The following is a 26673-nucleotide window of genomic DNA, read 5'->3' as shown; positions in this document are numbered from 1 at the left end:
TCTTGGATAATAAGAAGACAGAAAAGTGGTGTAAATGAGCTATCACGTATTAGTCGTAGAAGATGATGTTGTAACTCGTAGTAAGCTTGCGGGATATTTCCAAAATGAGGGTTACCAAGTCAGCGAAGCAGAGAGTGGCGCAGAAATGCGTGAGGTCCTGCAAGCGGGTGATGTAGACCTAATCATGCTGGATATCAACCTGCCGGGTGAAGACGGCCTGATGCTTACTCGTGAATTACGTAGCCAATCGGATATTGGTATCATATTAGTAACAGGACGCACGGATAGCATTGATAAAATCGTAGGCCTAGAAATGGGCGCTGACGATTATGTGACAAAACCTTTTGAACTGAGGGAATTGTTGGTTCGCGTTAAAAACTTGCTGTGGCGTATTTCAGCAGCGCGTAGCGGTAGCGCGAAAGCGAACGAAACCAGTGAAGAACATATTGTACGTTTTGGAGAGTGGACATTCGACATTCAACGTCGTGCGCTGAGCCGTAACGGCGAACCCGTAAAATTGACCAAAGCAGAATACGAACTTTTGGTGGCGTTATCGTCTTACCCTAACCAGGTGTTAAGTCGCGAGCGTATTTTGAATATGATCAGCCACCGAGTTGATGCTCCCAATGATCGTACTATTGATGTTCTTATTCGACGTATGCGCGCAAAAATGGAGTTTGATCCAAAGAACCCACAAATTTTTGTGACGGTGCACGGCGAAGGCTATATGTTTGCTGGTGATTAAACTGAACAAACCTAAGTCTTAAAAAAGAAAAAGGAGAGCTTCGGCTCTCCTTTTTTGTGGTTTCAAGATAGTACTACTTTGCTTCAACCATTGGTGTTTGGCCGACAGTATCACGCAACCTTTGCCAAATGCTGCCCAAGTACTCATGCCAATAAAGCTCTGTTTGTTCTAAGTAACGCGCTTTAGGTGAGTATTTATCCCAAGGTTGACTGATTTCGCTAATAGCTAAGAAGTTGGTCGGGGCTGGGATTGGTTTAATGCCTGCTGCGTTGAACTCATACAATGCACGGCTCATGTGGCTCGCAGAAGTGACTAACACAATCTCCTTTTGTTGAACGAATGCAGCCGCTTGACGCGCCTCTTCCCACGTATCTTTCGCATCTTCTAATAAAATGATATCGGATTTCGCGACTCCCAACGCAAGGGCAACGTTCGCCATCATTCTTGCGTGGCTAATTTCAGATCCGCCAGCATAGCCAGATAAAATTAATTTAGCACCTGGATACATTCTTAAAATACGAATGCCTTCAGTTAAGCGCATTAATGCTGCACGGCTTAACTGCGAGGTGGGTGGAATTTCGTCATCGATAACATGACCATTCCCTAAAACCATCACGTAGTCGATGGTGCCAGAAACTGGCAAAAAGGCTTTATGCTCTCGCTCTAATGGCATAAGAAGCTTGGTTGAAACAGGTTGGAAGGCAATAAGAAAAATGCCAACAAAAGAGAATAGAACAACGAAGCAGCCAGTTTTACGTTTTGTGGTAAAACTAATGAGAGCAAGACCCAACAAGCCTATCAGCAGCAATGCCGGAAGTGGCATAAGCAAGGCTGACACTACTTTTTTCAGCTCAAACATACATAAATAGTCCGAAAAAACATCAATTGATAATAAAAATGAGGGTACCCCTCTTTATTCCTGCTTTCCTTGTGCCAGAATAGCGGCACAATCCGTTATGATAACTCAGCAGAAGTGACAGAAGACCGCAATTTCGACGATATCGCCCACAAATTTGCAAAAAATATTTACGGCTCCGACAAAGGGGAGATCCGCCAAATCATTGTGTGGGAAGATTTTCTACAGATTCTAAGTGAATTAGATGCTGACCAGCAACCCCTAGAGGTGTTGGATGCTGGTGGTGGTTTGGCACAAATGTCGCAAAAGCTTGCTAAGCTCGGACATCGAATCGCTTTATGTGATCTATCTTCGGAAATGCTGCAGTTGGCTAAGCAGGATATTGAAAAAAACGGTTTGCTTGAGCAGTATCGCCTGATTCATTCGCCTGTCCAATCCATTGGTGAGCATATGGATGAACAGGTGGATCTTGTTATGTTTCACGCCGTCATGGAGTGGTTGGTCGATCCTAAGGCCGCACTTGAAACGGTACTAGAACAAGTAAAACCGGGAGGCATCGCGTCAGTGATGTTCTATAACCACCATGGTTTAGTCTATAAAAACGTGGTTTGTGGCAACATTCCTCATATATTAGACGGCATGCCTCACCGAAAAAGATTTAAACTACAGCCGCAAAAAGGCTTAAAACCTGAAGAAGTCTACCAATGGATAGAAGATTCAGGCTTTAGTATTTGTGGTAAATCTGGTATCCGCTCATTTAGTGATTACATAGGCAATATGCAATACATGGGCGATTACGAGTTTGAAGATGTGTTGGCGCTAGAAAAACAACTTTGTCGACAAGAGCCATACCTCTCATTAGGCCGCTACATTCATGTGTGGGCTAAAAAGAACGATAAACAGGAATAACAATGAGTGAGATGACTCTCAATGCTGCAGAGCAACCAATCGATGAGTTGGTTGGCTGGGTTAAGCAGCACGATTTCTCGTTGAACCTGACCACAGAGCGATTGGCATTCTTAATAGCCATTGCCGTACTGAGTAATGAAAGGTTCGATGAAGAATTGGGTGAAGGTGAATTGCATGATGCGTTTGCCATCGTCACTCGATTATTTGATGAGACTGGCGAAGCATCCGCTTTTCGTGCTAACAACGCCATCAACGAGATGGTAAAGCAGCGCCTTATTAGCCGTTTTGTCAGTGAGATTACTGATGGAGCGAGCATTTACCGCTTGTCGCCTTTAGCGATAGGAATTACCGATTACTACGTGCGTCATCGTGAGTTCTCGAAACTGCGCCTTTCTATTCAACTGTCTATGGTGGCAGATGAAATGGCGAAAGCGATTGAGGCAGCACAAAAAGGTGGCACACCGGGCCACTGGAAGAAAAACGTATACGGAGTTTTAAAATATTCTGTAGGCGAAATCTTCGATCAAATCGATCTTAACCAACGTGTGATGGATGAGCAGCAGCAATCTGTAAAACAACAAATTGCCGATCTGCTAAATAAAGACTGGCGCGAAGCGATCAACAACTGTGAAGCGCTCCTATCAGAAACATCAAGCACGTTGCGTGAACTTCAAGATACGCTGCAAGCCGCCAGTGATGAACTGCAAACTCAGATCCTAGATATTCAAGAAATTGTGTACGGCGATCCTGAGCTAGAGTTCATCGAAGAAGCGTTGTTTGGTCTGCAAATGAAGCTGGATCGAATCACAAGCTGGGGCCAGCAAGCGATTGACCTTTGGATTGGTTACGACCGACATGTGCACAAGTTCATCCGTACTGCAATTGATATGGATAAGAACCGTGCGTTTAGCTCGCGTCTACGTCAATCCGTCAAAGATTACTTCGATGCGCCTTGGTATCTGACTTATGCAGATGCGGAAAGGCTTTCTGACCTTCGTGATGAGGCGTTGGTGCTACGTGATGACGAAGTGACCGGCCAAGTTCCGATGGAAGTAGAGTATGAAGAATTTCAACAAGTCAATGATGAGTTGTCTGAACGAGTTGGTGACATGCTAAAAGCGCATAAAGATCAAGGCACGCCAATCGACTTGAGTGTGGTATTGCGAGATTACCTTGCACAGCATCCTTACACTCATCATTTTGATTTAGCTCGCATTATTGTCGATCAAGCTGTGCGTCTAGGGTATTCAGAATCGGATTACCAAGCGATTCAACCAGACTGGAAAGCGATCAACGAATTTGGGGCAAAGGTACAAGCGAATGTCATCGACCGATACTAATGAATACATGTCAGAGAATCTGGCAAAAGCAATCTCTAACCCTCTGTTCCCAGCGCTAGACAGCATGCTTCGGGCAGGGCGTCATATCTCAAGTGAAGATCTGGACAATCACGCGTTGTTGTCGGATTTCGAACTTGAGCTTTCTTCTTTCTACCAACGCTACAACACCGAATTGGTGAAAGCGCCAGAAGGTTTCTTCTACCTTCGTCCTCGTTCAACTTCTTTGATTGGCCGCAGTGTGCTTTCTGAGCTGGATATGCTGGTGGGTAAGGTACTGTGTTTCCTTTACCTAAGCCCTGAGCGTCTTGCGCACGAAGGTATCTTCACTAACCAAGAGCTGTACGACGAACTGCTTGCGCTAGCAGATGAAAACAAGCTGATGAAGCTGGTGACCAATCGTGCTACCGGTTCTGACCTTGATAAAGAAAAGCTGTTTGAAAAAGTACGTACGTCACTTCGTCGTCTACGCCGCCTAGGCATGATCATCAACATTGGTGAGACCGGTAAATTCAGCATCAGTGAAGCGGTATTCCGCTTTGGTGCCGATGTACGTATTGGCGATGATATGCGTGAAGCGCAGCTACGTCTGATCCGTGATGGTGAAGCGGTAGTGCACACCAAGGAGCCAAGCCAAGGCAGCCTATTGTCTGAAGAAGATCAAGACGACCAAGCCCAAGAAGAAACAACAGAAGAGGGTGAAGCATGAGCATGATTGAACGCGGTAAATACCAATCGCTGACCATGGTCAACTGGAACGGCTTCTTTGCCCGTACGTTTGACATCGATGGTCTGGTCACCACACTATCAGGTGGTAACGGTGCAGGTAAATCAACCACAATGGCGGCGTTCATCACCGCATTGATTCCTGACCAAACGCTACTGCACTTCCGTAACACGACAGAAGCGGGCAGCAGCCAATCGTCTCGCGATAAAGGTTTATACGGTAAGCTGCAGCCGGGCGCATGTTATGCGGCGCTAGATGTGGTGAACTCACGTAACCAACGCCTACTGTTTGCAGTAAAACTGCAGCAAGTTGCGGGTCGTGATAAGAAAGTAGACATCAAACCGTTTGTTATTCAAGGCCTTCCAAGCCATGTAAAACCAACAGATATTTTGGTTGAAAGCGTATCTGCGACTCAAGCTCGTGTACGTCAAATCAACGAAGTAAAAGAATCGATCGCGGAATTTGAAGGTGTTCAATTCAAAGCCTTCTCTTCTATTGTTGATTACCATGCGCAGATGTTTGAATTCGGTGTTATTCCGAAGAAACTGCGCAACTCTGGTGACCGCTCTAAATTCTACCGTCTGATCGAAGCATCGCTTTACGGTGGTATTTCAAGTGCGATTACGCGCTCGCTACGTGACTACCTTCTGCCACAAAACGGTGGTGTGAAGAAAGCGTTCCAAGATATGGAATCGGCGCTGCGTGAAAACCGCATGACGCTAGAAGCGATCAAAACTACGCAAGCAGACCGTGACTTGTTCAAGCACTTGATTACAGAGTCGACCAACTACGTGGCAGCAGACTATATGCGCCATGCCAACGAGCGTCGTAAAAAACTAGAACAGACACTGTCTTTGCGTTCAGAGTTATTTGGTTCTCGCGAGACCTTGATTGAGCAAAACAACCTGCTTAACCGCGTTCAAGAAGAGCTGGAACTGCTGAACGAATCAGAATCTTCTTTAGAGCAAGACTACCAAGCGGCTTCGGATCACTTGCAACTGGTGCAAAACGCGCTGCGTCAGCAAGAGAAGATCGAACGCTACCAAGAAGATCTTGAAGAGCTGAGCGAGCGTCTTGAAGAACAAATGATGGTAGTGGAAGAAGCGCAAGAACGCGTGATGATGGCTGAAGAGCAAGCGACCGTTGCAGAAGAAGAGGTGGACAGCCTTAAGACGCAACTTGCTGATTACCAGCAAGCTCTTGACGTTCAGCAAACTCGCGCGCTTCAATACCAACAAGCCGTTCAAGCGCTGGAGAAAGCGAAGCAGCTACTTGGCGATGACAGCCTAACGGCAGAATCCGCACAAGCGTTAGTGGCGGAGCTTAAAAACAAAGAGTCAGAAAATACCAATACGTTGTTGTCTGTGAAACATAAGCTCGATATGTCATCAGCTGCGGCAGAGCAGTTTGATACTGCATTGAAGCTTGTACAGAGCATCGTTGGCTATGTTGAGCGCAAAGAAGCCTCTGAGCACGCAAAATTGGCAATCGCTAAAGCTCGAGAATCACAGCAAATTGCACAAAACGAACAGCAATGGCGAGCGCAGCATCGCGATCTTGAGCGTAGCCTCAATCAGCAACGTCAAGCGCGTGAACTGGTTGCTGAATACAAAAAGCAATATCACGTCGAGCTAACCGATGAAGTTACGTTTGAACAAGAACGTGAACGTCATGCGATGCAAATCGAATCACTAGAGATAGCTCAAGAAGAAGTTCGTGATCAGCGTGGTGAACAGCGCCGTCTAGAGCAAAACGCGGCGGCAGAAATCAGTAAACTTGAAGCGATAGCGCCAGCTTGGATTGCGGCTAATGATGCGCTAGAGAAACTGAGAGAGCAGAGCGGGGCAGACCTTGAGGATCGCCATGCGGTAATGAACCACATGCAGGTTGTTCTTGAGCAAGAAAGGGAGCTGTCCTTAGCTAAAGATAAACTTGCTGAGCGTCGCAGTCAGCTTGACACTGAGATTGAACGTCTTGCTTCTCCTGGTGGTTCAAACGACCCTCGCCTGAAAGGTTTGGCTGATACTTTAGGCGGTGTATTACTGTCTGAGATCTACGATGACATCACGATTGATGATGCGCCTTACTTCAGTGCGATGTACGGTCCGGCTCGTCACGCTATCGTTGTTTCTGACCTGTCAGGTATCGAAGAGAAACTGGTAGAGCTAGACGACTGTCCAGAAGACTTGTACATCATTGAAGGTGACATCGATGCCTTTGATGACAGCTCGTTCGATGCAGAAGAGTTAGAGGGCGCGGTTTGTGTTCGCATGAACGATCGCCAAATGCGTTACTCTCGCTTGCCTGAGATCCCATTGTTTGGTCGTGCGGCCCGTGAGCAGCGTCTTGAGTTGCTGCGTAACGAACGAGAAGAAGTGGTAGAGAAACACGCAAAAGCGGCGTTTGATTCTCAGAAAATGCAGCGTTTGTACCAAGCATTTAACCAATTTGTGTCTAACCATATTCAAGTTGCTTTTGACGCCGATCCAGAACAAGCACTCGCAACCATTCGTGATAAGCGTAACCAAATCGCTCGCGTGCTGGCGGATCTGGATGCAAAAGAGCAGCAACAACGCTCTCAGCTTCAAACTAGTAAGCAAGCACTGTCTTCTCTGGACAAGCTAGCATCACACATGGTGCTTGTTGAAGATGAATCATTGCAAGCGCGTTTTGATGAGCTAGAAGAGAAAATCGCTCAGCTTGTAGAGGCGAAAAACTTCTTAAATAATCATGCAAAAGCCGTCGCGCAACTAGAGAATATTGCGTCTGCGCTTGATGCTGACCCAGAGCAATTTGATGCACTAGAAGCAGAATACAAAGCGGCAGATGAACAGTTACAAGATCTTAAGAAGCAAATCTTTGCACTCTCGGATCTGGTTGAACGTCGTCACTACTTCGCTTACTCAGACTCGGTTGATCTTCTGAACAAAAGTAGCGAACTGAGTGAGCAGCTAAAAGCGAAGTTGGTTCAAGCTGAACAGACTCGTACTCGTTCTCGTGAAGAGTTGAAGCAAGCACAAGGACAAATGAACCAATACAACCAAGTATTGGCGTCTTTGAAGAGTTCGCATCAAGCTAAGCAAGAAACCGTACAAGAGTTCAAACAAGAGCTGCAAGAGTATGGCGTAAATGCCGACGAAGGTGCGGAAGAGCGTGCAATGCGCCGTCGTGACGAGCTGCACGAACGCTTACATACTTCACGTAGTCGTAAGAGTGAATACGAGCGCACGATAACGTCGACCGAGCTTGAGATGAAAGGCTTAGCGAAACGTCTGAAGAAAGTGCAGAAAGAATACGCAGAGCTGCGCAAATTTGTCGTTGCAGCGAAAGCGGGTTGGTGTTCAGTACTTCGCTTAGCGCGTGAAAACGATGTTGAGCGTCGTCTACACAAGCGCGAACTGGCTTACATGTCGGCGGATGAATTGCGTTCGATGTCGGATAAATCATTGGGTGCGCTGCGTTTAGCGGTTGCGAACAATGACGACTTGCGTGATGCGCTGCGTCTATCAGAAGACAACGCACGTCCAGAGCGTAAAGTTCTGTTCTACATTGCTGTTTACCAACACCTTCGTGAGCGTATTCGCCAGGACATCATCCGCACTGATGACCCAGTAGAAGCGATCGAAGAGATGGAAGTGGAACTGGCGCGTCTAACGGAAGAGCTAACGCAACGTGAAAACCGTCTAGCGATCAGCTCTGAGTCGGTAGCGAGCATCATCAAGAAGACGATTCAGCGTGAGCAAAACCGTATTCGTATGCTGAACCAAGGTTTGTCGAATATCTCGTTCGGTCAGGTGAAGGGCGTACGTCTAAACGTGAAAATTCGCGAAAGTCACGAAGTGCTACTGAACGGTCTAGCGACACAACAAGAGCAGCATAAAGACCTGTTTGAATCGACTCGCTTTACCTTCTCTGAAGCAATGGCGAAACTGTTCCAACGTGTGAACCCACATATCGATATGGGTCAACGTTCTCCTCAGGTTCTGGGTGAAGAGCTACTGGATTACCGTAACTACCTAGAGCTAAGTGTAGAAGTGAACCGTGGTACAGATGGTTGGCTACAGGCCGAGTCTGGCGCGCTATCAACAGGTGAAGCGATCGGTACCGGTCAGTCAATTCTATTGATGGTCGTGCAAAGCTGGGAAGAAGAGTCTCGTCGTCTGCGCAGCAAAGACATTGTGCCTTGTCGTTTGCTCTTCTTGGATGAAGCAGCGCGTCTGGATGCTAAATCGATCGCGACATTGTTCGAATTGTGTGACCGTCTGGATATGCAACTTCTTATCGCGGCACCAGAAAACATCAGCCCAGAGAAAGGGACTACCTACAAGTTGGTGCGTAAGGTGTTTAAAGACCATGAGCACGTACACGTAGTTGGTCTACGTGGTTTTGGTCAAACGGATAAGCCTAAGACCGAAGCGCAAGAGATGATCGAAGAGTTTGAATCGTAAACTTCGAATCTAGCAAAACGCCCGCATTTATTGCGGGCGTTTTTGTATTTGTTAGCGGGAGGCTTCAAAGCGTATAAAATAAGCCGAGACTGTAGGACGACAGTCTCGGCTTATTAATAGAACTTAGCGGGGAGGCTAAGTTTTATTCCTCTGAAATATCGTCTCTGATATCGATCATTTCAGCAAGCTCTTCAAGTGCTTGGACAGAAAGCTCAGACAAGCGTTGTAAATGCTGGTCTAAGCTCTCTTGTTCTTCAAGCTCTGGTTCATCGTTATCTGTTTCTTTTGTTAGCATTTCTCAACCTCTCAAGTTGAGTAAGGGGAGACCTCATCATACTCAAAAGTTAAAGGAGAAAAGAAACGATCTATGTTGATTCTGTTAGCTCGATCATTGATTCAAGTTATAGGTGAGATAGGTTTGTTTAATAAGATGAGTAGGTAGACGGTTTTGGAAACGGAAACAAAAAACGCCAGCAATCCGAACAATTACTGGCGAATGATATTATGATTGGCGATTAGAACTGCGGTTTTACCCCAAACTGCTCTGCTGCGTAGGCGACACGTTCAATCGGCTTTGGATACTCGGCAGGTGTGCCGAGGCTCTCTATGTGTTTCAAACGAGGAAGCAAGCCTGCACCATTAGCGATTTGGATTGCTAAGCCAGGACGAGCGTTGAGCTCTAAAACCATAGGTCCTTCCTCTTTATCTAACACCATATCAGTGCCCATGTATCCCAACCCAGTCATCTCCCACGCACTAGACGCAAGCTCAAGCAAGCGCTCCCAGTGCGGGACTTGGAGGGTAGAAAGGTCTTTGCCGGTATCCGGATGGTGGGTGACTGGATGGTCGAATTGCACCGCTCGGATTGCTTTACCTGTGGCGATATCAATGCCCACGCCCACAGCGCCTTGGTGTAGGTTTGCTTTACCGTCCGACGCCGCCGTAGAACAGCGCATCATTGCCATAACAGGGTAGCCTTTAAATACGATGATTCGAACATCAGGCACACCTTCATAACTGAAGCCATCGAAACAATCATCAAACTTAATCAGGTTCTCAACGACTGCGACGTCGTTTTTACCACCAAGAGAGAAAAGGCCAGCAAGCGCATTACTGATATGACGTTCAACTTCGTCCTTACCAATTGTAGAGCCGGAAGGTTTGGTATAGACCCCATCTTTATGCGAGGTAATAACCAAAATACCCTTACCACCACTACCTTGAGCGGGCTTGATAACAAAACCAGGCCAATCTTGCACCATCTTATGGATGGTCTTTACTTCTGCTTGGTTATGAATAACGCCGATCAGGGCAGGGACTGTCGCCCCTGCTGCCTGCGCAATGATTTTAGTCTTGAGCTTGTCATCAACTAACGGGTATTTAGAACGATCATTGTAACGGCCGATATAACTGTGGTTACGTTTGTTCATCCCCATAATGCCTTTATGGCGAAGCTTAGACGGCGAAGTAAAACTTTCGAACATCGTTTAGTCCTCCGCTAGTGGTTTGAAGCGTCGTAGCTCAGTGAGGCGGTAACCTGTGTAAGTACCTAGTAATAGAATACCGGCCAGAACAATCAACTGTAGACCAATGAAGTTAAAGGTTAGGTGCTGAATGTATGAGTTCGTCATCGCTAAGTAAACCAATACTGCGGTGAGCAGTGAGCCCCCACCTTGCAGAGCGACTTCTTTCGCGCCTTCTTCTTCCCATAGGATAGACATACGTTCAATTGTCCAAGACAAGATGATCATTGGGAAGAACGTAATTGTTAAGCCTTCCGTTAAGCCCATCTTAAATGCGACAACTGTGAACACCGAAATGATCATAATAACGGTAATAATGACCGCAGATATCCGTGCTACAAGCAGTAAGTTCAACCTCGATAAGTAACTTCGAATAATCAAGCCTGTGCCAACGATCAGTAAGAAACCGACAATACCCGTTAATAGCTGGGTTTGAACAAACGCAACAGCAATCAGTACTGGCATGAAAGTACCGGATGTTTTTAGACCGATAATCACACGCAAGAACACCACGATAAGGGCACCGATAGGGATCAGCATGATGGTCTTAAACATTGCTTGTTCTTCAAGAGGCAAGCTATGAATTGAAATATTCAGCAGCCCATCAGCTTCTATCTTGTTGTTCGTCGCTTGCTGTGGAGTCATTTCTTGCTTGATCATTGAGAAATGAACTTGGCTATTTTTACCACCAACAAGATCAAGCAGGGATACATTCGACTCATCCCAAACTAATAAGTTTGGTTTCACGGCTTTCTGTTCGGAATTTGGTGAGAACAGTACCCAATCTTTACCTGACCAAACCTGAACCATTGGTTGAATGGTTTGGCGTCGACGGCCATCTTCTAGTTCGATAACACCGACGGTTTTGCTCTGTATACCTGCGGTAAGCAAAATATTATGTAGTGCATCAGTACGGCTGAAGTCATTCAGTAGTAGCGATGAATTTTGACTGTCTGGGTCATTAAGCGCTTTGATGAGCTCACGAGTGAAGGTCACATTGTCGGCAGAGCGACTCATCGCACGCTCAACAAGGGCATTTGCCGCCGCGGCTTGTGGCGCTGATAGCGTTGGTGGCGTAATGTCTTCCGTTGGTGGTAGAGGCGTAACTTTAGCCTGAGGGTCCACTAAGAACTGCGCTTTGTAGTAAATGGTTTGAGGACCTTTGGCCTGACGAATTGACCACTCGGCACGACGTCCAGAATCAGAATTAATGTAGGAAACGCCATAACCAGAAGAGGAAGCGGATTCACCGATAAGCGTATAACCACTTTGTGTATGAGGTGCTGCGAGTGAAGCTTTGACTTCATTGCCGTTAGCATTGAACTCAATACGTGCCTCTACATCCCATACCTGACGAGTTTCGCCTGGTGTCCAAGGCACGCCGTAGTTTTCATGTCTGAAAACACTCAAAGCAATGCCCGCAATCACCAATAAGATGATTGAAAGGTAAAACGGTATTTTTGACGTCATAATCTACCTTATTATTTTTTATCTTCGTCCGTTTGGATATAGGTACGACTTACATCGACAAGTGCGATGTCGCGCATAAATTCTCTACCCAGTAAAATAGGATGGTTCATATGCGAGCGATCTGCCAACGTAAATTGCGCTTTTTCATGAATTTTTCCAACGCGCACCCAAAGTTCGACTACAGCGCGACGTTCTAGTTCTTCACTGGTAACTTGGCGAATTTTTACGTAACGAATGACTGGCGCTTCGATCCAAGTATTTTTTTCTTCTTCAGATTTACTGGTATCTGCCAGGTGGAATCGAACCCAGTTTTTGCCGTTTCTTTCGAACTCTTCAATATCAACTGCATTTAAAGATGAGGTTGCGGCACCGGTGTCGACACGTGCATCAAAAGTCTGCTTAATGGAGTCGATAGTGACCTTTTCAATTGAGCCAAGGACAATATCATGAGTTGGTGTTGGTTCCACAGGAGCAGGAGATTGGACAATAATCGGCTCTTTTGGCTTTTTCACTTCTGCCATTGCTTCATCACGAAATGTCAGAAGTTCAACCTGTAGTTTATCGACTTGTTCTTCAAGGCTGTCGATATAGTCCGATTGGTTGCTGAGCTGAAGCTCTAAGTTAGTAATGCGATTATTGACATTCGCTTCTGAAGTTTGAATAGCCGCTAACGTTTCTTGGTGGTACTGTTCGCCTTTGGTTAGTGAGCATCCAGATAGTAAGGCGATGGCAACAATCGGGGTCAATCGTAATAACATTGAAAACCTTGGGATTGGATTAAGTTGTTTATTTTTTAGGAGTTTAGCTCATATCGATAAAGCCTCACAAGTAAGAATGTTTCTCTATTACTTATTGTTTGAGGAATAGTGATGAAAAGCTAAAAATCAAGGACATAAAAGCGCATCCTTATTTAGAGCGTGCTTATGTTTTGATGTAACAAATGGACTCGAAAAACAAACACGCTCAGTACGAGGAAAGAGGGTAATGTCTTAACTCGTAAAATGAGTTAAGACAATGTCAGGAATCTCAGCGAATTATGGTTTGCGAGCGACAAGAACCGCGCGGCGAGGGGCAGGGTAACCTTCTACAGTCTTGCTTGGGTCGTTCGGATCTAGATAGTCTGGCAGAGAGTTATGCGTCATCCAATCTGTGGTACGTTGTTCATCAACCGAAGTGACGTTTTCATCAACGATGCGTACATCTTCAAATCCTACCAACTCTAACCACACTTTCAGCGCTTTTGCTGAAGGGAAGAAATAGACATTGCGCATTTGTGCGTAACGAGAAGTTGGAACCAACACTGAATTCTCATCACCTTCAATCACTAGTGTTTCTAGTACGAGTTCACCACCGGACACTAATTGATCTTTTAGCTGCACCAAGTGATCCAGTGGAGAGCGACGGTGGTAAAGCACGCCCATGCTGAATACCGTGTCGAACGCTTCTAACTTAGGTAGTTGTTCAATACCCAACGGCAGTAGGTGCGCACGTTGGTCATCTCCCATGAGTTTACGAATTGCTTCGAACTGAATTAGGAACAGGTGAGATGGATCGATACCGACGGTTAAGCGTGCACCTTCACCCAGCATACGCCACATGTGGTAGCCGTTACCACAACCAACATCGAGTACGCTGCGGTTCTTTAATGGAGAAATATGCGGAAGCACGCGGTCCCATTTCCAATCACTGCGCCACTCAGTATCAATATGAATGCCGTGTACGTGGTATGGCCCTTTGCGCCATGGGTGGAATGTACGAAGTAAGTTCTCTAATTTCTTCAGCTCACCTTCATGGAAAGGAGTGTCGTTGCTGATGGTCACGGAATTCTTGATGTCAATTTGATCCGGTGAGCCTTCTGGAATCTTGTTCAGTGCTTTCAACCAGCGACCAAAGTCACCGTGCTCTGCATTTTGCCAATCCGTTAGCTGTTGTGGTAGCACATTGAGCCAAGGTTGAAGACGTGTGTCTTGGGCAATCAATTGGTAGAAGTTTGCAAAGTTAAACATAGTTAGTTAATCGCTGAGTTGATGGTATTAAAATTATTAAATAACAGCCTAAATCGGCGTGATTCAGGGCATTTATATGCAAGGTTTATTTAATTGCGAACATAGAGCCAAAGTTAAAGCATTGGAACCAAACATCGTAGCTAGAAAAGCCAATTTTAGCGAAACGCTCTTTATGCTCTTTCTTTGAATCTGGGCGCATTACGTTTTCTATCGCGCTGCGCTTTTGGCTGATTTCTAGTTCGCTATAACCATTTGCACGTTTAAAGTCGTGGTGAAGGTCAATTAATAGCTCGTTTGACACTTCATCTTCGAAGACGAATTTCTCCGACAAAATCAAAATTCCGCCTGGACGTAGACCCGCGTAGATTCGTTCAAGCAGGGCGTAACGATCGTCTGGAGAAAGAAATTGCAGAGTAAAGTTCAGTACGACAACCGATGCGTTTTCAATATCGATATTACGGATATCCGCTTCAACCACATCTACAGGAGTATCGCTTCGGTACGCGTTTACATGTAATTTGCAACGCTCAACCATTGCAGGTGAATTGTCGACCGCAATGATCTTACAGCCTTCTTGTTTGATATGACGACGCATAGACAGCGTAGCAGCGCCCAAAGAGCAACCTAGGTCGTAGATGTTTGAGTGAGGTTTTACAAAACGTTCTGCCAGCATACCAATTGCAGAAATAATGTTGCTGTAACCCGGCACCGATCGTTGAATCATGTCAGGAAATACTTCCGCTACGCGTTCATCGAACGTGAAATCCCCAATTTTATCGATTGGAGCCGAAAAAATAGTATCTGGATTGCTCTTAGGGTTCATAACCAAGTCTCTGCATACAAGCCGCCTGAAAACGTCAGGCACCAAAAAAGGCGCGTATTTTATGGGAATTTCACGCCTCTGTCATGTGTTGCGTTAGAACATCTGCAACTGCGAGTTGCCATCGTTAGCCGGGAAAGAGGCTAAGTCAGGAAGTGTTATACGCTTTTGTATGTCTTTATACAGATTGGCTGCCAACTCCGGCGCAATTATATTGTCCGCAGTATGGATCATGACATACGGCTGTTTACCTTCTGCAATCCATTGCGGCAACTTGCTGAGCCATGGTGTAAAAAACTCGTAATTTTGCTGTTCTTCTGGATGACCAATAAAGCGAATCAAAGGGTGTGAAGCGGTAGCAATGGCGTGGACTGGTACTCTTGGTTTTTTCATTTGCGCATCAATGATCGCTTCATTGTTTGGCTTAGCGGCAAAGACAGGGCGGCTATCCATAATAATGCGGTCAATGTTATTTTCTACTAACCATTGGTTAAGCGCTCGCTCTTCTTCACCTTTGGAGAAAAATGCCATATGACGAACCTCAACACCAAGAGGGAAGTTAGGTGGAAAGCTCGCACAGAAATTTTTCAGTCGATCAAGGTGCTCAGGACCAAATGCGGCTGGCAATTGAATTGTCCATTGCCCCACACGGTCATGCAACGGCTCCATGACTTTCATGAAGTCTCTCAGTTGTTCGCTGCAACCTCTTAGCATTTGCTCATGAGTGATGGCTTTAGGAAGTTTGAAAGTAAAGCGAAAATCATCGTGGGTTGCTGCTCTCCAGTTTTGCACCGTGTTGAGCGTCGGCGTGGCATAAAATGTCGTGTTGCCTTCCACGGTATGGAACACCTGTGCATACTTTTCTAAACGTTCAGCGGGCTTTGTCCCGCTGCCGTAAAAGCTTTGTTGCCATTGATTGTGCGACCACATCGTCAATCCAAGTCGAAGAGGTAAGTTATCCATTATTCTTTACTGCTTGCTACTCGTGTGAATACTTTACGAGAGTTTTGCTGAAATAGGTAATTTCACGCTATAATCCCCACCAATTTTTTCGCTTTGGTGCGCTTTTGAACATTTGTTGTACTAAAAAGCACCAGTGAATGATAAAACACACTTAATTGTATGTTGAGTAGTCGATTTTCGTGGACATTCAGCGTATAACTGAATCTTTACTCTGCTTGGCAATGAGGCTGACAGAGCGTAGTTAACAACATTTGAGAGATTGGGAATTTCATTATGCGTACCCATTACTGTGGTCACCTGAACAAGTCCCTTGCAGGACAAACTGTAGAACTTTGCGGCTGGGTTAACCGTCGTCGTGATTTAGGCGGTCTTATTTTTATTGATATGCGAGATCGCGAAGGTATCGTTCAGGTAGTTGTAGATCCAGATATGGCGGATGCGTATGAAGTGGCTAACACACTTCGTAATGAATTCTGTATCAAACTAACGGGTGAAGTACGCGTTCGTCCAGAAAGCCAAGCAAACAAAGACATGGCAACAGGTGAAGTTGAGATCCTTGCGACAGGTCTTGAAATCATCAACCGCAGTGACGTTTTGCCTCTAGACTTCAACCAAAAGAACTCTGAAGAGCAACGTCTGAAGTACCGTTACTTAGACCTTCGTCGTCCAGAAATGAGTGACCGCATCAAGCTACGTGCTAAAGCATCTAGCTTTGTTCGTCGTTTCCTAGATGACAACGGCTTCCTAGATATCGAAACACCAGTACTAACGAAAGCGACACCAGAAGGTGCGCGCGACTACCTAGTACCTAGCCGTGTTCACAAAGGCAGCTTCTACGCGCTTCCTCAGTCTCCACAGCTATTCAAACAGCTTCTAATGATGTCTGGTTTTGACCGTTACTACCAAATCGTTAAGTGTTTCCGTGATGAAGACTTACGCGCTGACCGTCAACCAGAATTCACTCAAATCGATATCGAAACGTCTTTCATGACGGCTGAGCAAGTACGTGAAGTGACGGAAAACATGGTTCGCGATATGTGGCAAGAGCTACTAAACGTAGACCTAGGTCAGTTCCCAGTAATGCCATTCAGCGAAGCGATTCGCCGTTTCGGTTCTGACAAGCCAGATCTACGTAACCCACTAGAGCTAGTAGACGTTGCTGACCTAATGAAAGACGTTGAGTTCAAAGTATTCTCTGGCCCAGCAAACGACGAGAAAGGCCGCGTTGCCGTTATTCGCGTTCCAGGTGGTGCATCTTTGACTCGTAAGCAAATTGATGGCTACGGTGAATTCGTTGGTATCTACGGTGCGAAAGGTCTAGCTTGGATGAAGGTTAACGACCGTGCAGCAGGCATGGAAGGTATCCAATCTCCAGTAGCTAAGTTCCTAAACGAAGATGTGATCAACGCTATCCTAGATCGCACTCAAGCGGAATCTGGCGACATCATCCTATTTGGCGCTGATAAAGCGGGTATCGTTGCAGAAGCTATGGGTGCACTGCGTCTGAAGCTAGGTAAAGATCTAGAGCTAACTGACGAATCTGCATGGGCTCCATTATGGGTTGTTGACTTCCCAATGTTCGAAGAAGATGACGAAGGCAACCTACACGCGATGCACCACCCATTCACATCACCTCTAGGTGTGACTGCGGAAGAGCTAAAAGCGAACCCAGCTGCGGCAAACTCTAACGCTTACGATATGGTTCTAAATGGTTACGAAGTTGGCGGCGGTTCTGTTCGTATCCACAACGCAGATATGCAAGAAGCCGTATTTGATATTCTAGGCATCACACCTGAAGAGCAACAGCTTAAGTTCGGCTTCCTGCTTGATGCACTAAAATTCGGTACGCCTCCACACGCTGGTCTTGCATTCGGTCTTGACCGTCTAGTGATGCTGCTATGTGGTACCGAGAACATCCGTGATGTTATTGCATTCCCGAAAACAACAGCAGCGGCGTGTCTACTAACAGACGCACCAAGCATTGCGAACCCAGCAGCGCTAGAAGAGTTAGCAATCGCAGTGACTGCAGCGAAAGAAAAAGACGCAGAATAAGCGCACAACATTTGAAGAAAACTCCCGCAACTGCGGGAGTTTTTGTTTAAATAAACCCAAGAAACTTCCAAAGCAATTTCCCAAGCAACGCTTTTTAGCTCATGTTTGCTATTAAGCGTCAAAATACATTAAAAGGTGAATTATGGCAGGTCATAGTAAATGGGCGAATATTCGTCACCGTAAAGCAGCGCAAGATGCGAAGCGCGGCAAAATCTTTACCAAATTAATCCGTGAAATCGTTGTTGCGGCAAAAGAGGGAGGCGGTGAGCCAGAAAATAACCCACGTTTGCGAGCTGCAATTGATAAAGCGTTGTCTAACAACATGACGCGTGACACTGTCAACCGCGCTGTCAGCCGAGGTGCTGGTGGTGAAGGCGATGACAATATGGAAACCGTAATCTATGAAGGTTATGGTCCGGGTGGCACTGCAGTCATGGTCGAATGTATGACGGATAACCGAAATCGCACAGTATCTGGCGTACGCCATGCGTTCTCGAAGTCAGGAGGCAATCTGGGTACGGATGGTAGTGTAAACTATCTTTTCGACAAGAAAGGCGTGATCTCATACGCCCCAGGTTTAAATGAAGATACGGTGATGGAAGTGGCGTTAGAAAGTGGCGCTGATGACATCGAAACATCAGAAGATGGCTCGATTGATGTTTACACCGCGCCAAGCGATTTTGGACTCGTAAAAGATGCCCTTGATGCCGCAGGTTTTGAGGCGGAGAACGCCGAAGTGTCGCTTATCCCTTCAACGAAAGCAGAACTGGATGTGGACACTGCGCCAAAACTGCTCCGTTTGATTGACGCTTTAGAAGATCTGGACGATGTTCAGGAGGTTTATCACAACGGTGACATCTCTGATGACGTTGCGGCCTCTCTAGAGTAAACTCAATGTGCAGTGAGCGGTATTCGCTCCGAAATTAGAAAGTAATAATAAGAAATTGAGGCCGCATTCGGCCTCATTTTTAGGAACATTCATGTCAATTATTTTGGGCATTGACCCAGGTTCACGCATTACCGGTTATGGGGTCATTCGTCAAAATGGACGCCATTTGCAATACCTTGGTAGTGGTTGTATTCGTACTTCAGAAAAAGAACTTCCGGGCCGTCTTAAGCAGATTTACGCTGGCGTCACGGAAATCATTACTCAGTTTCAACCGGACGTATTTGCGATTGAACAAGTGTTTATGGCTAAAAATGCGGATTCAGCATTAAAGCTTGGCCAGGCTCGTGGCAGCGCAATTGTTGCTGCGGTGAATGCAGAGTTGCCGGTATACGAATACGCCGCGCGTCTTATTAAGCAAGCTGTAGTCGGTACTGGTGGTGCGGACAAAGCGCAAGTTCAACATATGGTTCAGCAGATGCTTAAACTGCCCGCCAAGCCTCAAGCGGATGCAGCCGATGCTTTAGGTGTGGCGATTTGTCATGCCAATACGAACAAAACCCTCGTTGCCTTAGCGGGCAAAGCAACCAGTGCCAGAAAAGGGCGCTACCGATAAAATTAACTGGATGTCTATCCAGTTCTTTATTATCCTGTCGCAAATTCATTTCCAAAGAGTATTTATAGTGATTGGACGTCTTCGTGGCACACTGATTGAAAAACAACCACCTGAAGTATTAATTGAAGTTAATGGCATTGGTTATGAAGTACAGATGCCAATGAGCTGTTTTTACGAGCTGCCAAATGTTGGCGAAGAAGCCATTATTTATACTCACTTTGTCGTCCGTGAAGATGCACAATTGCTATACGGTTTCAACACAGTAAAAGAACGAGCACTTTTCCGTGAAGTGATCAAAGCCAATGGCGTTGGTCCTAAACTCGGTCTTGGTATTCTCTCTGGTATGACAGCAACGCAATTTGTTACTTGTGTGGAACATGAAGACGTTTCTACGCTGGTTAAGCTTCCAGGCGTTGGCAAGAAAACCGCAGAGCGATTGGTTGTTGAAATGAAAGACCGCTTGAAAGGGTGGGGCGCTGGCGATCTATTTACACCATTTACGGATGCTGCTCCTGCGGATTCTGGTTCGACATCCAACAACGCGGAAGAAGAGGCAATTAGCGCGCTTCTAGCTTTGGGTTACAAGCCGACTCAAGCGTCGAAAGTGGTGTCTCAAATTGCTAAACCGGACATGAGCAGTGAGCAAATGATCCGTGAAGCTCTAAAATCAATGGTGTAACGCTGGTTTCACAGTGAGCATTTGCTCAAGATAACTCACTCTCTAAGGTTAATGCCAGTCGCTTAACGATGTTTTTGTGTCATTCCAGCGAGCCTTGGTGAGACCAGGAATCTAATAGCAGCACGCTGAGCGGTTAATGAAACAATTTGACCATAAACCGCTCGGATAGAAGATCCTGTATCACGCTCCTTCGTCGCTGTACAGGATGACGAGATACAGAAATATGCCACTTGCTGTTAAACGAGCGGCATTATTCTCTCAGGTAACCATTTTTCAAGGTAAAAAGATGATTGAAGCCGATCGTTTAATCGCGCCAGAAAACCCTGCCTTTCGTGATGAAGATGTCATTGACCGTGCTATTCGACCAAAGAAGTTGGCGGATTACCAAGGTCAGGACCACGTTCGTGACCAAATGGAGATCTTCATCAAAGCTGCTCAGTTACGTAGCGAAGCACTTGATCACCTTTTGATTTTTGGTCCTCCAGGTTTGGGTAAAACCACACTTGCGAATATCGTTGCCAATGAAATGGAAGTGAACATTCGCACCACTTCGGGCCCTGTACTTGAGAAAGCAGGGGATTTAGCCGCGTTACTAACCAACCTAGAAGAAAACGATGTGTTGTTCATCGATGAGATTCACCGCTTAAGCCCGATGGTTGAAGAGGTGCTGTATCCGGCGATGGAAGATTATCAACTGGATATTATGATCGGTGAAGGTCCGGCCGCTCGTTCTATTAAGATCGATTTGCCGCCGTTTACTTTGATTGGTGCAACGACCCGAGCGGGCTCTTTAACGTCACCATTACGAGACCGTTTTGGTATTACTCAGCGTCTTGAATTTTATAAGATAAAAGACCTACAAGATATTGTGCAGCGCAGCGCGGATTGTTTAGGTTTGTCAATGGAACCTGAAGGCGCATTGGAAGTGGCAAGACGTGCACGTGGCACACCACGTATTGCTAACCGTCTACTACGTCGTGTTCGCGATTATGCGGAAGTGAAAGGAAATGGTCACATTTGTGCAGAGGTTGCCGACAAAGCGCTGAATATGCTTGATGTGGACGCCGAAGGTTTCGATTACATGGACCGCAAACTACTACTCGCAATTATGGAGAAATTTGGTGGTGGTCCGGTCGGACTCGATAACATGGCGGCAGCGATTGGTGAAGAAAAGGATACCATCGAAGACGTTCTTGAGCCTTATCTTATTCAGCAAGGTTATTTACAACGCACTCCACGTGGAAGAATCGCGACAGATCGTGCGTATTTGCATTTCGGAATTGAAAAATAAGATTCCCTCGCTGGGCCTTTGCGGCCCAGTGCTTCATTAAAGTTGACCAAACTCACATTTTTTGAATTTCTTCTCATACCAGTTTAGTAAGTAAAAAGCATTGATTGTTAACTCTATGTTTGCTCACAACTGGTTAATTTCTCTCCTGATTACTCTCTCTTAACATCCGTATCTAATACTGGTTGATCTGGATCAATGTGATGGATTTTTGTGCAAATTCCGCGCATAAACATTGATGTATATCAAAGCGCATTCCGGCTATAAACCTTTTGAAACAATCTGTTTTTACAAGTAATATTAGCCCTAGCTATATTAGCTGATGCTTAACAATTAACTAACCAATGAAGCACATTTTTGCAACAATGAGTTGTGATAATTCAACATTTTTCAAGTGTAAATAACACTTGAATATGGATTGCAATATGTAGAGAGTGTCATTCAGCCGACACATAGGAGTTACCATGATTGACGTAGTTGATCTATCGCGGTTGCAGTTTGCACTGACAGCGATGTATCACTTCCTATTCGTACCATTGACCCTTGGTATGGCCTTCCTTCTGGCCATTATGGAATCGATGTACGTAATGACGAACAAGCAAATCTACAAGGACATGACCAAGTTCTGGGGTAAGCTATTCGGTATTAACTTTGCACTTGGTGTGGCGACAGGCCTTACCATGGAATTCCAGTTTGGTACGAACTGGTCTTACTACTCCCACTATGTAGGTGACATCTTCGGTGCGCCGCTAGCGATCGAAGCCCTTGTCGCATTCTTCCTGGAGTCAACTTTTGTTGGTCTATTCTTCTTCGGGTGGGATCGTCTATCTAAACGTCAACACTTAGCGGTTACCTGGCTTGTGGCGCTGGGCTCTAACTTCTCTGCACTTTGGATTCTTATCGCAAACGGCTGGATGCAAAACCCAGTAGGCGCGGACTTCAACTTCGAAACTATGCGAATGGAAATGGTGAGCTTCTCTGAAGTTGTACTAAACCCAGTTGCTCAGGTTAAGTTCGTGCATACGGTTGCTTCTGGTTACACTTGTGGCGCAATGTTTATTCTAGGCATCAGTTCATACTACCTATTAAAAGGTCGTGACATTGCGTTTGCTCGTCGTTCATTTGCTATCGCTGCTTCTTTCGGTATTGCGGCTATCTTATCTACCATCGTTCTTGGCGATGAATCTGGCTACGAGCTTGGTGAAGTTCAAAAAGTGAAGCTTGCTGCAATTGAAGCAGAGTGGCACACAGAACCAGCTCCAGCAGCGTTTACGTTGTTTGGTGTTCCTAACCAAGAAACCATGCACACAGATTACGCAATCAAGATCCCTTACGTAATGGGTATCATCGCGACACGTTCTTTTGATGAGCAAGTAACAGGTCTTCGTGACCTACGTGATGAGCACGTCGATCGTATTCGTGACGGTATGTACGCTTATGAACTTCTTGAGAAGCTTCGTGCGGGCGACAAGTCAGAAGAAAACATGACTGCGTTTGATGAAGTGAAGGGTGACCTAGGTTACGGTCTACTTCTAAAACGCTACACAGACAATGTTGTTGATGCGACAGAAGAGCAAATCCAAGCTGCTGCGGATGACTCAATCCCAACAGTATGGCCGCTATTCTGGTCATTCCGTATCATGGTTGCTTGTGGTTTCATCATGTTGTTTGTCTTTGGTGCGGCGTTTATCCAAACGTGTCGTCAGAAGATTGAACAGAAACAATGGATTCTTAAAGCTGCACTATTCAGCATCCCACTACCGTGGATTGCGATTGAAGCGGGTTGGTTCGTCGCTGAGTACGGTCGTCAGCCATGGGCTGTTGGTGAGATTTTACCAGTGCATGTTGCAGCTTCTGCACTAACTGCTGGTGAAATCTGGACTTCACTATTCGCAATTTTGGCGCTATACACGGTATTCCTGGTTGCAGAAGTTTACCTAATGTTGAAATTCGCTCGTAAAGGCCCAAGTAGTCTGAAAACGGGTCGCTACCACTTCGAGCAAAATGCTGACTCTGTTGAAGACAAAGTTAGTCGCCAAGTAGAAGCGTAAGGTAAGGAGATAACAAGATGTTTGATTACGAAATCTTGCGACTCATCTGGTGGGTACTAATCGGTGTTCTACTAGTTGGTTTTGCAGTAACGGACGGTTTCGATATGGGTGTAGGCGCGCTTGTACCTATTATCGGTAAAAACGACACGCAACGTCGCGTCATGATTAACTCAATTGCCCCTCACTGGGATGGTAACCAAGTTTGGCTTATCACTGCTGGTGGTGCACTGTTCGCAGCTTGGCCTTTGGTTTACGCAACGTCATTTTCAGGCTTCTACTTAGCGATGATTTTGACACTAGCAGCGCTATGGCTTCGTCCTCTTGGCCTAGACTACCGCTCTAAAATCGAAGATCCAAAATGGCGCAATACCTGGGATATCTGTATCTCAATCAGTGGTTTTGTTCCACCAATCATCTTTGGTGTAGCGTTTGGCAACCTACTACAGGGTGTACCATTCCAATTGAGTGAGTTCTTGATGCCAACATACCATGGCTCATTCTTTGGTCTTCTAAACCCATTTGCACTGCTGTGTGGCCTAGTTAGCTTGTTCATGATTTTGATGCAAGGTTCGACTTGGCTACAAATGAAAACAACGGGCGAAGTGCATGTGCGTGCTCGCAACGTTGCTCAGTTGGCAGGTTTACTGACGGTTGCAGCGTTTGTAGCGGCTGGTTTCTGGATCCAAAATATCGATGGTTACGTCATTGTTGGCGGTATCGACACTAATGCAGCTTCTAACCCTCTAAACAAAGAGGTAATCCGTGAAGCTGGTGCGTGGATGAAGAATTTTGAAAACTACCCACTACTATGGGCTGCTCCTGTACTAGGTGTTGCAATGCCGCTTCTTGCCGTATTGGCATCTCGTCTTGAAAAATGTGCGATTTCGTTCATTACTTCAAGTCTGGGTGTTGCTGGCGTTATCTTTACTGCAGGTTTTGCGATGTTCCCATTCATCATGCCTTCAGACTTAATGCCAAGCCACAGCTTAACAATGTGGGATGCAACGTCATCTGAACTGACTCTGAACCTAATGACAGGCGTTGCGTTTGTTATGGTACCAATCATCCTTGGTTACACGTCTTGGACTTACTACAAGATGTTTGGTCGCCTTGATGATCAGTACATTGAAGACAACAAAAACTCACTATACTAAGGAGCAATTACTATGTGGTATTTCGCATGGATTCTAGGTGTACTACTTGCTTGTGCATTCGGTATCATCAACGCTCTTTGGTTAGAGCACTCAGAAATGATGGACAAAGACAGTGAGTAATCTCGCTGATAAGGTAGCGCAACTTCACGCTCCGATGGATAAGACTCTGTTAAGAGTCTTATCTCTCATCCTTGGCTTTATGCATGTAGGATTGGTGATGTGGGATCCTGAAGCTTACCATCAAGCAATTGGTGGTTTTAACTCAATCATCGCACCAGCACTGATTTGGTCTGTATGCTCAAGCATGGTTTACGGTGTGGGCTTCAAACCGAGAAACTGGTACTGGCAAGTTTTGTTTAGTCCTTATTTCTCGTTAGCTATCTTAATTTATTTAACGGCACTTTATTTCTTTTAGGCTGAAATACGCTGTAATAAAGTCGGTTACTAAATCATCGAATAAAAGCTAGGTATTTCGCCTAGCTTTTATTTTTTCTACAAATTTCAAAAATATTCCCTTAGCTCGGTACCAATTGCTGTCGCTTCAGTTATAGTAATTACTTTAAAGAATTGAATATATTGGGACTCCCTTGCAAGGCACATCAAATCTCTTTCGCTGGCCGATCACCGTGTACTATGAAGACACCGATGCGGGCGGCGTTGTATATCATTCTAATTATCTAAAATTCTTTGAGCGCGCGCGGACAGAAATGTTACGTGCTAAAGGCATTTCTCAACATGTGTTATTGGAACAAAATATCGGCTTTGTTGTCCGACACATGGATATTGATTTCAACCAAGGGGCAAGGCTGGACGAGCATTTGACAGTATTAACCCGAGTGTCAGAAATAAAACGTGCTTCCCTGCAATTCTGTCAAGAGTTGGTCAATGATCAAGGCAAGATATTGTGCAAGGCCTCTGTTAAGGTAGCATGTATCGATAATAAGAAAATGAAACCAATAGCTATTCCAACCTTTATAAATTCGGAGCTAACAAATAGTGACTGCTGATATTTCCATTTTAGATCTCTTTCTTCAGGCCAGTCTGTTGGTAAAGCTTGTGATGCTGACGTTGCTTGGCATGTCAATTGTGTCATGGGCAATGATCATCAAGCGCAGCAAAGTGCTTTCTCAAGCGTCAAAGAATGCAGAGCAGTTTGAAGACAAATTCTGGTCGGGTACTGATCTTTCTCAGCTTTACCAAAAAGTAAAAGCGCGTAAAGACGAAATTGAAGGCACAGAAGAAATTTTTTACGCGGGTTTCACGGAGTTTGCTCGTCTACGTAAGAGCAACGCAAACTCACCAGCGTACATCATGGAAGGCACTGGCCGCGCAATGCGCGTTGCTGTCTCTCGTGAGGTTGATGAACTAGAAACAAGCTTACCGTTCTTAGCGACAGTCGGTTCTATCAGTCCTTACATCGGCCTATTTGGTACTGTTTGGGGCATCATGCACGCTTTTATTGCGTTGGGTGAAGTAAAACAAGCTACGCTGTCTATGGTTGCCCCAGGTATCGCCGAGGCATTGATCGCGACAGCGATGGGTCTATTTGCGGCTATTCCGGCTGTAATGGCCTACAACCGCCTAAGCAATAAAGTGAGCAAACTAGAGCACACTTACGCAACATTCTCTGAAGAATTCCACAGCATCCTTCATCGTCAAGCGATGGCTGGCCGAGACAGCGCGGATAAGGAATAAAGCATGGCGGGTTATCAACCTAAAAAGCGAAAAATGACAGCGGAGATCAACGTTGTTCCGTATATCGACGTAATGCTCGTACTGTTGATCATTTTTATGGCGACCGCTCCATTTGTGACTCAAGGCGTCGATGTTGATCTTCCGAAAACATCGACCGCTGAATCTATGCAAGACCTTGCTGGCGAAACTGACAGTAGTTTTATCATCATCGAAATTGATAGCGAGGGTAATTTAGGCCTAAGCGTAAACGATGAAGAAGTTCAACGAGGTTTGTCGTTGCAAGATGTTATTGTGCGAGTGAAAGCGGAGCGAGAGGTTAAGCCAGATTCACCAGTTGCGGTAGGTGGCGACGCGGCAACACCATATGCCGATGTTGTCCTATTACTGGATGAACTAAGTCGAGCTGGTATCCCTAAGGTAGGTCTAATGACCGATATCAGGGAATAGA

25 protein-coding genes are annotated in these 26673 nt (G+C 45.7%); 17 read left to right on the top strand and 8 right to left on the bottom strand.

All coding sequences use genetic code 11. The features are described from left to right. The first annotated feature begins 34 nt into the window (after nt 1–34). Nucleotides 35–745 carry a two-component system response regulator TorR gene (torR, locus tag ACWYVB_RS02550; RefSeq protein WP_005390726.1) on the top strand — a complete coding sequence of 237 codons (711 nt, stop codon included), beginning with the start codon at nt 35–37 and terminating at the stop codon, nt 743–745. A gap of 73 nt (nt 746–818) precedes the next feature. On the opposite strand, the gene elyC is transcribed toward torR, so the two are convergent. Continuing rightward, entirely contained in the window at nt 819–1604 is a 786-nt protein-coding gene (gene elyC, locus ACWYVB_RS02545) for an envelope biogenesis factor ElyC (RefSeq protein ID WP_199803836.1), read from the bottom strand. Nucleotides 1605–1718: 114 nt separating this feature from the next. Between elyC and cmoM the strand changes: the two genes are divergently transcribed. From cmoM to mukB, 4 genes are read left to right on the top strand one after another with little or no spacing between them, the layout of a single operon-like run. After that, complete coding sequence (cmoM, locus tag ACWYVB_RS02540) at nt 1719–2510, top strand: tRNA uridine 5-oxyacetic acid(34) methyltransferase CmoM (protein ID WP_012841987.1); 792 nt, start codon at nt 1719–1721, stop codon at nt 2508–2510. 2 nt (nt 2511–2512) lie between these two features. After that, complete coding sequence (gene mukF, locus ACWYVB_RS02535; protein ID WP_457527809.1) at nt 2513–3850, top strand: chromosome partition protein MukF; 1338 nt, start codon at nt 2513–2515, stop codon at nt 3848–3850. Continuing rightward, on the top strand, nt 3831–4556 hold the full coding sequence (gene mukE / locus ACWYVB_RS02530; RefSeq protein ID WP_005378379.1) for a chromosome partition protein MukE: 726 nt from the start codon (nt 3831–3833) through the stop codon (nt 4554–4556). The genes mukF and mukE overlap by 20 nt, the downstream gene beginning before the upstream one ends. A 2-nt stretch (nt 4557–4558) precedes the next feature. After that, nucleotides 4559–9022, top strand: coding sequence for a chromosome partition protein MukB (gene mukB, locus ACWYVB_RS02525; protein ID WP_457527823.1), 4464 nt, complete (start codon nt 4559–4561; stop codon nt 9020–9022). A 142-nt stretch (nt 9023–9164) separates the two neighbouring features. Here mukB and ACWYVB_RS02520 read toward each other — a convergent pair whose 3' ends face one another. The 7 genes from ACWYVB_RS02520 to ACWYVB_RS02490 form a co-directional block, all read right to left on the bottom strand. Further along, nucleotides 9165–9317, bottom strand: coding sequence for a hypothetical protein (locus tag ACWYVB_RS02520; protein ID WP_005390736.1), 153 nt, complete (start codon nt 9315–9317; stop codon nt 9165–9167). 220 nt (nt 9318–9537) lie between these two features. Next, nucleotides 9538–10506 (bottom strand): alpha-L-glutamate ligase-like protein, encoded by a 969-nt coding sequence (locus ACWYVB_RS02515; protein WP_047008555.1) that lies wholly within the window; start codon nt 10504–10506, stop codon nt 9538–9540. Between the two features lie 3 nt (nt 10507–10509). Then, nucleotides 10510–12015, bottom strand: coding sequence for an inactive transglutaminase family protein (locus tag ACWYVB_RS02510; protein WP_005390741.1), 1506 nt, complete (start codon nt 12013–12015; stop codon nt 10510–10512). 11 nt (nt 12016–12026) lie between these two features. Continuing rightward, nucleotides 12027–12773 (bottom strand): ATP-dependent zinc protease family protein, encoded by a 747-nt coding sequence (locus tag ACWYVB_RS02505; protein WP_012841986.1) that lies wholly within the window; start codon nt 12771–12773, stop codon nt 12027–12029. A 276-nt stretch (nt 12774–13049) separates the two neighbouring features. Next, nucleotides 13050–14021 carry a tRNA 5-methoxyuridine(34)/uridine 5-oxyacetic acid(34) synthase CmoB gene (gene cmoB / locus ACWYVB_RS02500; protein ID WP_012841985.1) on the bottom strand — a complete coding sequence of 324 codons (972 nt, stop codon included), beginning with the start codon at nt 14019–14021 and terminating at the stop codon, nt 13050–13052. 85 nt (nt 14022–14106) lie between these two features. Beyond that, complete coding sequence (cmoA, locus tag ACWYVB_RS02495; protein ID WP_048626189.1) at nt 14107–14844, bottom strand: carboxy-S-adenosyl-L-methionine synthase CmoA; 738 nt, start codon at nt 14842–14844, stop codon at nt 14107–14109. A 93-nt stretch (nt 14845–14937) separates the two neighbouring features. After that, nucleotides 14938–15804 carry a DUF72 domain-containing protein gene (locus ACWYVB_RS02490; protein ID WP_317388031.1) on the bottom strand — a complete coding sequence of 289 codons (867 nt, stop codon included), beginning with the start codon at nt 15802–15804 and terminating at the stop codon, nt 14938–14940. A gap of 273 nt (nt 15805–16077) precedes the next feature. On the opposite strand from ACWYVB_RS02490, the gene aspS reads away from it, so the two are divergent. The 12 genes from aspS to ACWYVB_RS02430 all read left to right on the top strand — a co-directional run bounded on the left by aspS (nt 16078) and on the right by ACWYVB_RS02430 (nt 26672). Next, nucleotides 16078–17856 carry an aspartate--tRNA ligase gene (aspS, locus tag ACWYVB_RS02485; protein WP_420667038.1) on the top strand — a complete coding sequence of 593 codons (1779 nt, stop codon included), beginning with the start codon at nt 16078–16080 and terminating at the stop codon, nt 17854–17856. 142 nt (nt 17857–17998) lie between these two features. Continuing rightward, nucleotides 17999–18745 (top strand): YebC/PmpR family DNA-binding transcriptional regulator, encoded by a 747-nt coding sequence (locus ACWYVB_RS02480; protein ID WP_203342253.1) that lies wholly within the window; start codon nt 17999–18001, stop codon nt 18743–18745. Between the two features lie 91 nt (nt 18746–18836). Continuing rightward, complete coding sequence (gene ruvC / locus ACWYVB_RS02475; RefSeq protein WP_012841980.1) at nt 18837–19358, top strand: crossover junction endodeoxyribonuclease RuvC; 522 nt, start codon at nt 18837–18839, stop codon at nt 19356–19358. 67 nt (nt 19359–19425) lie between these two features. Then, entirely contained in the window at nt 19426–20037 is a 612-nt protein-coding gene (gene ruvA, locus ACWYVB_RS02470; RefSeq protein WP_005390750.1) for a Holliday junction branch migration protein RuvA, read from the top strand. A gap of 286 nt (nt 20038–20323) precedes the next feature. After that, nucleotides 20324–21328, top strand: a complete 1005-nt coding sequence (gene ruvB / locus ACWYVB_RS02465) for a Holliday junction branch migration DNA helicase RuvB (protein WP_031780162.1) — start codon at nt 20324–20326, stop codon at nt 21326–21328. Nucleotides 21329–21789: 461 nt separating this feature from the next. Further along, the gene (cydA, locus tag ACWYVB_RS02460) at nt 21790–23376 is read left to right on the top strand and encodes a cytochrome ubiquinol oxidase subunit I (RefSeq protein ID WP_012841977.1); all 1587 of its coding nucleotides are present in this window, start codon (nt 21790–21792) and stop codon (nt 23374–23376) included. A 17-nt stretch (nt 23377–23393) separates the two neighbouring features. Then, nucleotides 23394–24530, top strand: coding sequence for a cytochrome d ubiquinol oxidase subunit II (cydB, locus tag ACWYVB_RS02455; RefSeq protein WP_006742909.1), 1137 nt, complete (start codon nt 23394–23396; stop codon nt 24528–24530). A 12-nt stretch (nt 24531–24542) separates the two neighbouring features. Next, nucleotides 24543–24650 (top strand): cytochrome bd-I oxidase subunit CydX, encoded by a 108-nt coding sequence (gene cydX, locus ACWYVB_RS02450; RefSeq protein ID WP_000270284.1) that lies wholly within the window; start codon nt 24543–24545, stop codon nt 24648–24650. Continuing rightward, nucleotides 24643–24945 (top strand): cyd operon protein YbgE, encoded by a 303-nt coding sequence (gene ybgE / locus ACWYVB_RS02445; RefSeq protein WP_046874743.1) that lies wholly within the window; start codon nt 24643–24645, stop codon nt 24943–24945. Before cydX ends, ybgE begins: the two co-directional genes overlap by 8 nt. A gap of 172 nt (nt 24946–25117) precedes the next feature. Continuing rightward, nucleotides 25118–25537, top strand: a complete 420-nt coding sequence (ybgC, locus tag ACWYVB_RS02440; RefSeq protein WP_012841975.1) for a tol-pal system-associated acyl-CoA thioesterase — start codon at nt 25118–25120, stop codon at nt 25535–25537. Beyond that, entirely contained in the window at nt 25527–26225 is a 699-nt protein-coding gene (gene tolQ, locus ACWYVB_RS02435) for a protein TolQ (protein WP_005378301.1), read from the top strand. The genes ybgC and tolQ overlap by 11 nt, the downstream gene beginning before the upstream one ends. 3 nt (nt 26226–26228) lie before the next feature. After that, the gene (locus ACWYVB_RS02430; protein WP_005378298.1) at nt 26229–26672 is read left to right on the top strand and encodes an ExbD/TolR family protein; all 444 of its coding nucleotides are present in this window, start codon (nt 26229–26231) and stop codon (nt 26670–26672) included. Nucleotide 26673: the final 1 nt, after the last annotated feature.

The organism is Vibrio sp. JZG10 (assembly GCF_054064075.1).
The sequence above is the reverse complement of the archived record's forward strand: the minus strand, read 5'-3'. Positions and strand labels throughout refer to the sequence as shown.

Coding starts and splice junctions, on each gene's coding strand:
- torR (WP_005390726.1), top strand. CDS start 35: ATGAGCTATCACGTATTAGTCGTAGAAGATGATGTTGTAACTCGTAGT.
- elyC (WP_199803836.1), bottom strand. CDS start 1,604: ATGTTTGAGCTGAAAAAAGTAGTGTCAGCCTTGCTTATGCCACTTCCG.
- mukF (WP_457527809.1), top strand. CDS start 2,513: ATGAGTGAGATGACTCTCAATGCTGCAGAGCAACCAATCGATGAGTTG.
- mukE (WP_005378379.1), top strand. CDS start 3,831: ATGTCATCGACCGATACTAATGAATACATGTCAGAGAATCTGGCAAAA.
- mukB (WP_457527823.1), top strand. CDS start 4,559: ATGATTGAACGCGGTAAATACCAATCGCTGACCATGGTCAACTGGAAC.
- ACWYVB_RS02520 (WP_005390736.1), bottom strand. CDS start 9,317: ATGCTAACAAAAGAAACAGATAACGATGAACCAGAGCTTGAAGAACAA.
- ACWYVB_RS02515 (WP_047008555.1), bottom strand. CDS start 10,506: ATGTTCGAAAGTTTTACTTCGCCGTCTAAGCTTCGCCATAAAGGCATT.
- ACWYVB_RS02510 (WP_005390741.1), bottom strand. CDS start 12,015: ATGACGTCAAAAATACCGTTTTACCTTTCAATCATCTTATTGGTGATT.
- ACWYVB_RS02505 (WP_012841986.1), bottom strand. CDS start 12,773: ATGTTATTACGATTGACCCCGATTGTTGCCATCGCCTTACTATCTGGA.
- cmoB (WP_012841985.1), bottom strand. CDS start 14,021: ATGTTTAACTTTGCAAACTTCTACCAATTGATTGCCCAAGACACACGT.
- cmoA (WP_048626189.1), bottom strand. CDS start 14,844: ATGAACCCTAAGAGCAATCCAGATACTATTTTTTCGGCTCCAATCGAT.
- ACWYVB_RS02490 (WP_317388031.1), bottom strand. CDS start 15,804: ATGGATAACTTACCTCTTCGACTTGGATTGACGATGTGGTCGCACAAT.
- aspS (WP_420667038.1), top strand. CDS start 16,078: ATGCGTACCCATTACTGTGGTCACCTGAACAAGTCCCTTGCAGGACAA.
- ACWYVB_RS02480 (WP_203342253.1), top strand. CDS start 17,999: ATGGCAGGTCATAGTAAATGGGCGAATATTCGTCACCGTAAAGCAGCG.
- ruvC (WP_012841980.1), top strand. CDS start 18,837: ATGTCAATTATTTTGGGCATTGACCCAGGTTCACGCATTACCGGTTAT.
- ruvB (WP_031780162.1), top strand. CDS start 20,324: ATGATTGAAGCCGATCGTTTAATCGCGCCAGAAAACCCTGCCTTTCGT.
- cydA (WP_012841977.1), top strand. CDS start 21,790: ATGATTGACGTAGTTGATCTATCGCGGTTGCAGTTTGCACTGACAGCG.
- cydB (WP_006742909.1), top strand. CDS start 23,394: ATGTTTGATTACGAAATCTTGCGACTCATCTGGTGGGTACTAATCGGT.
- cydX (WP_000270284.1), top strand. CDS start 24,543: ATGTGGTATTTCGCATGGATTCTAGGTGTACTACTTGCTTGTGCATTC.
- ACWYVB_RS02430 (WP_005378298.1), top strand. CDS start 26,229: ATGGCGGGTTATCAACCTAAAAAGCGAAAAATGACAGCGGAGATCAAC.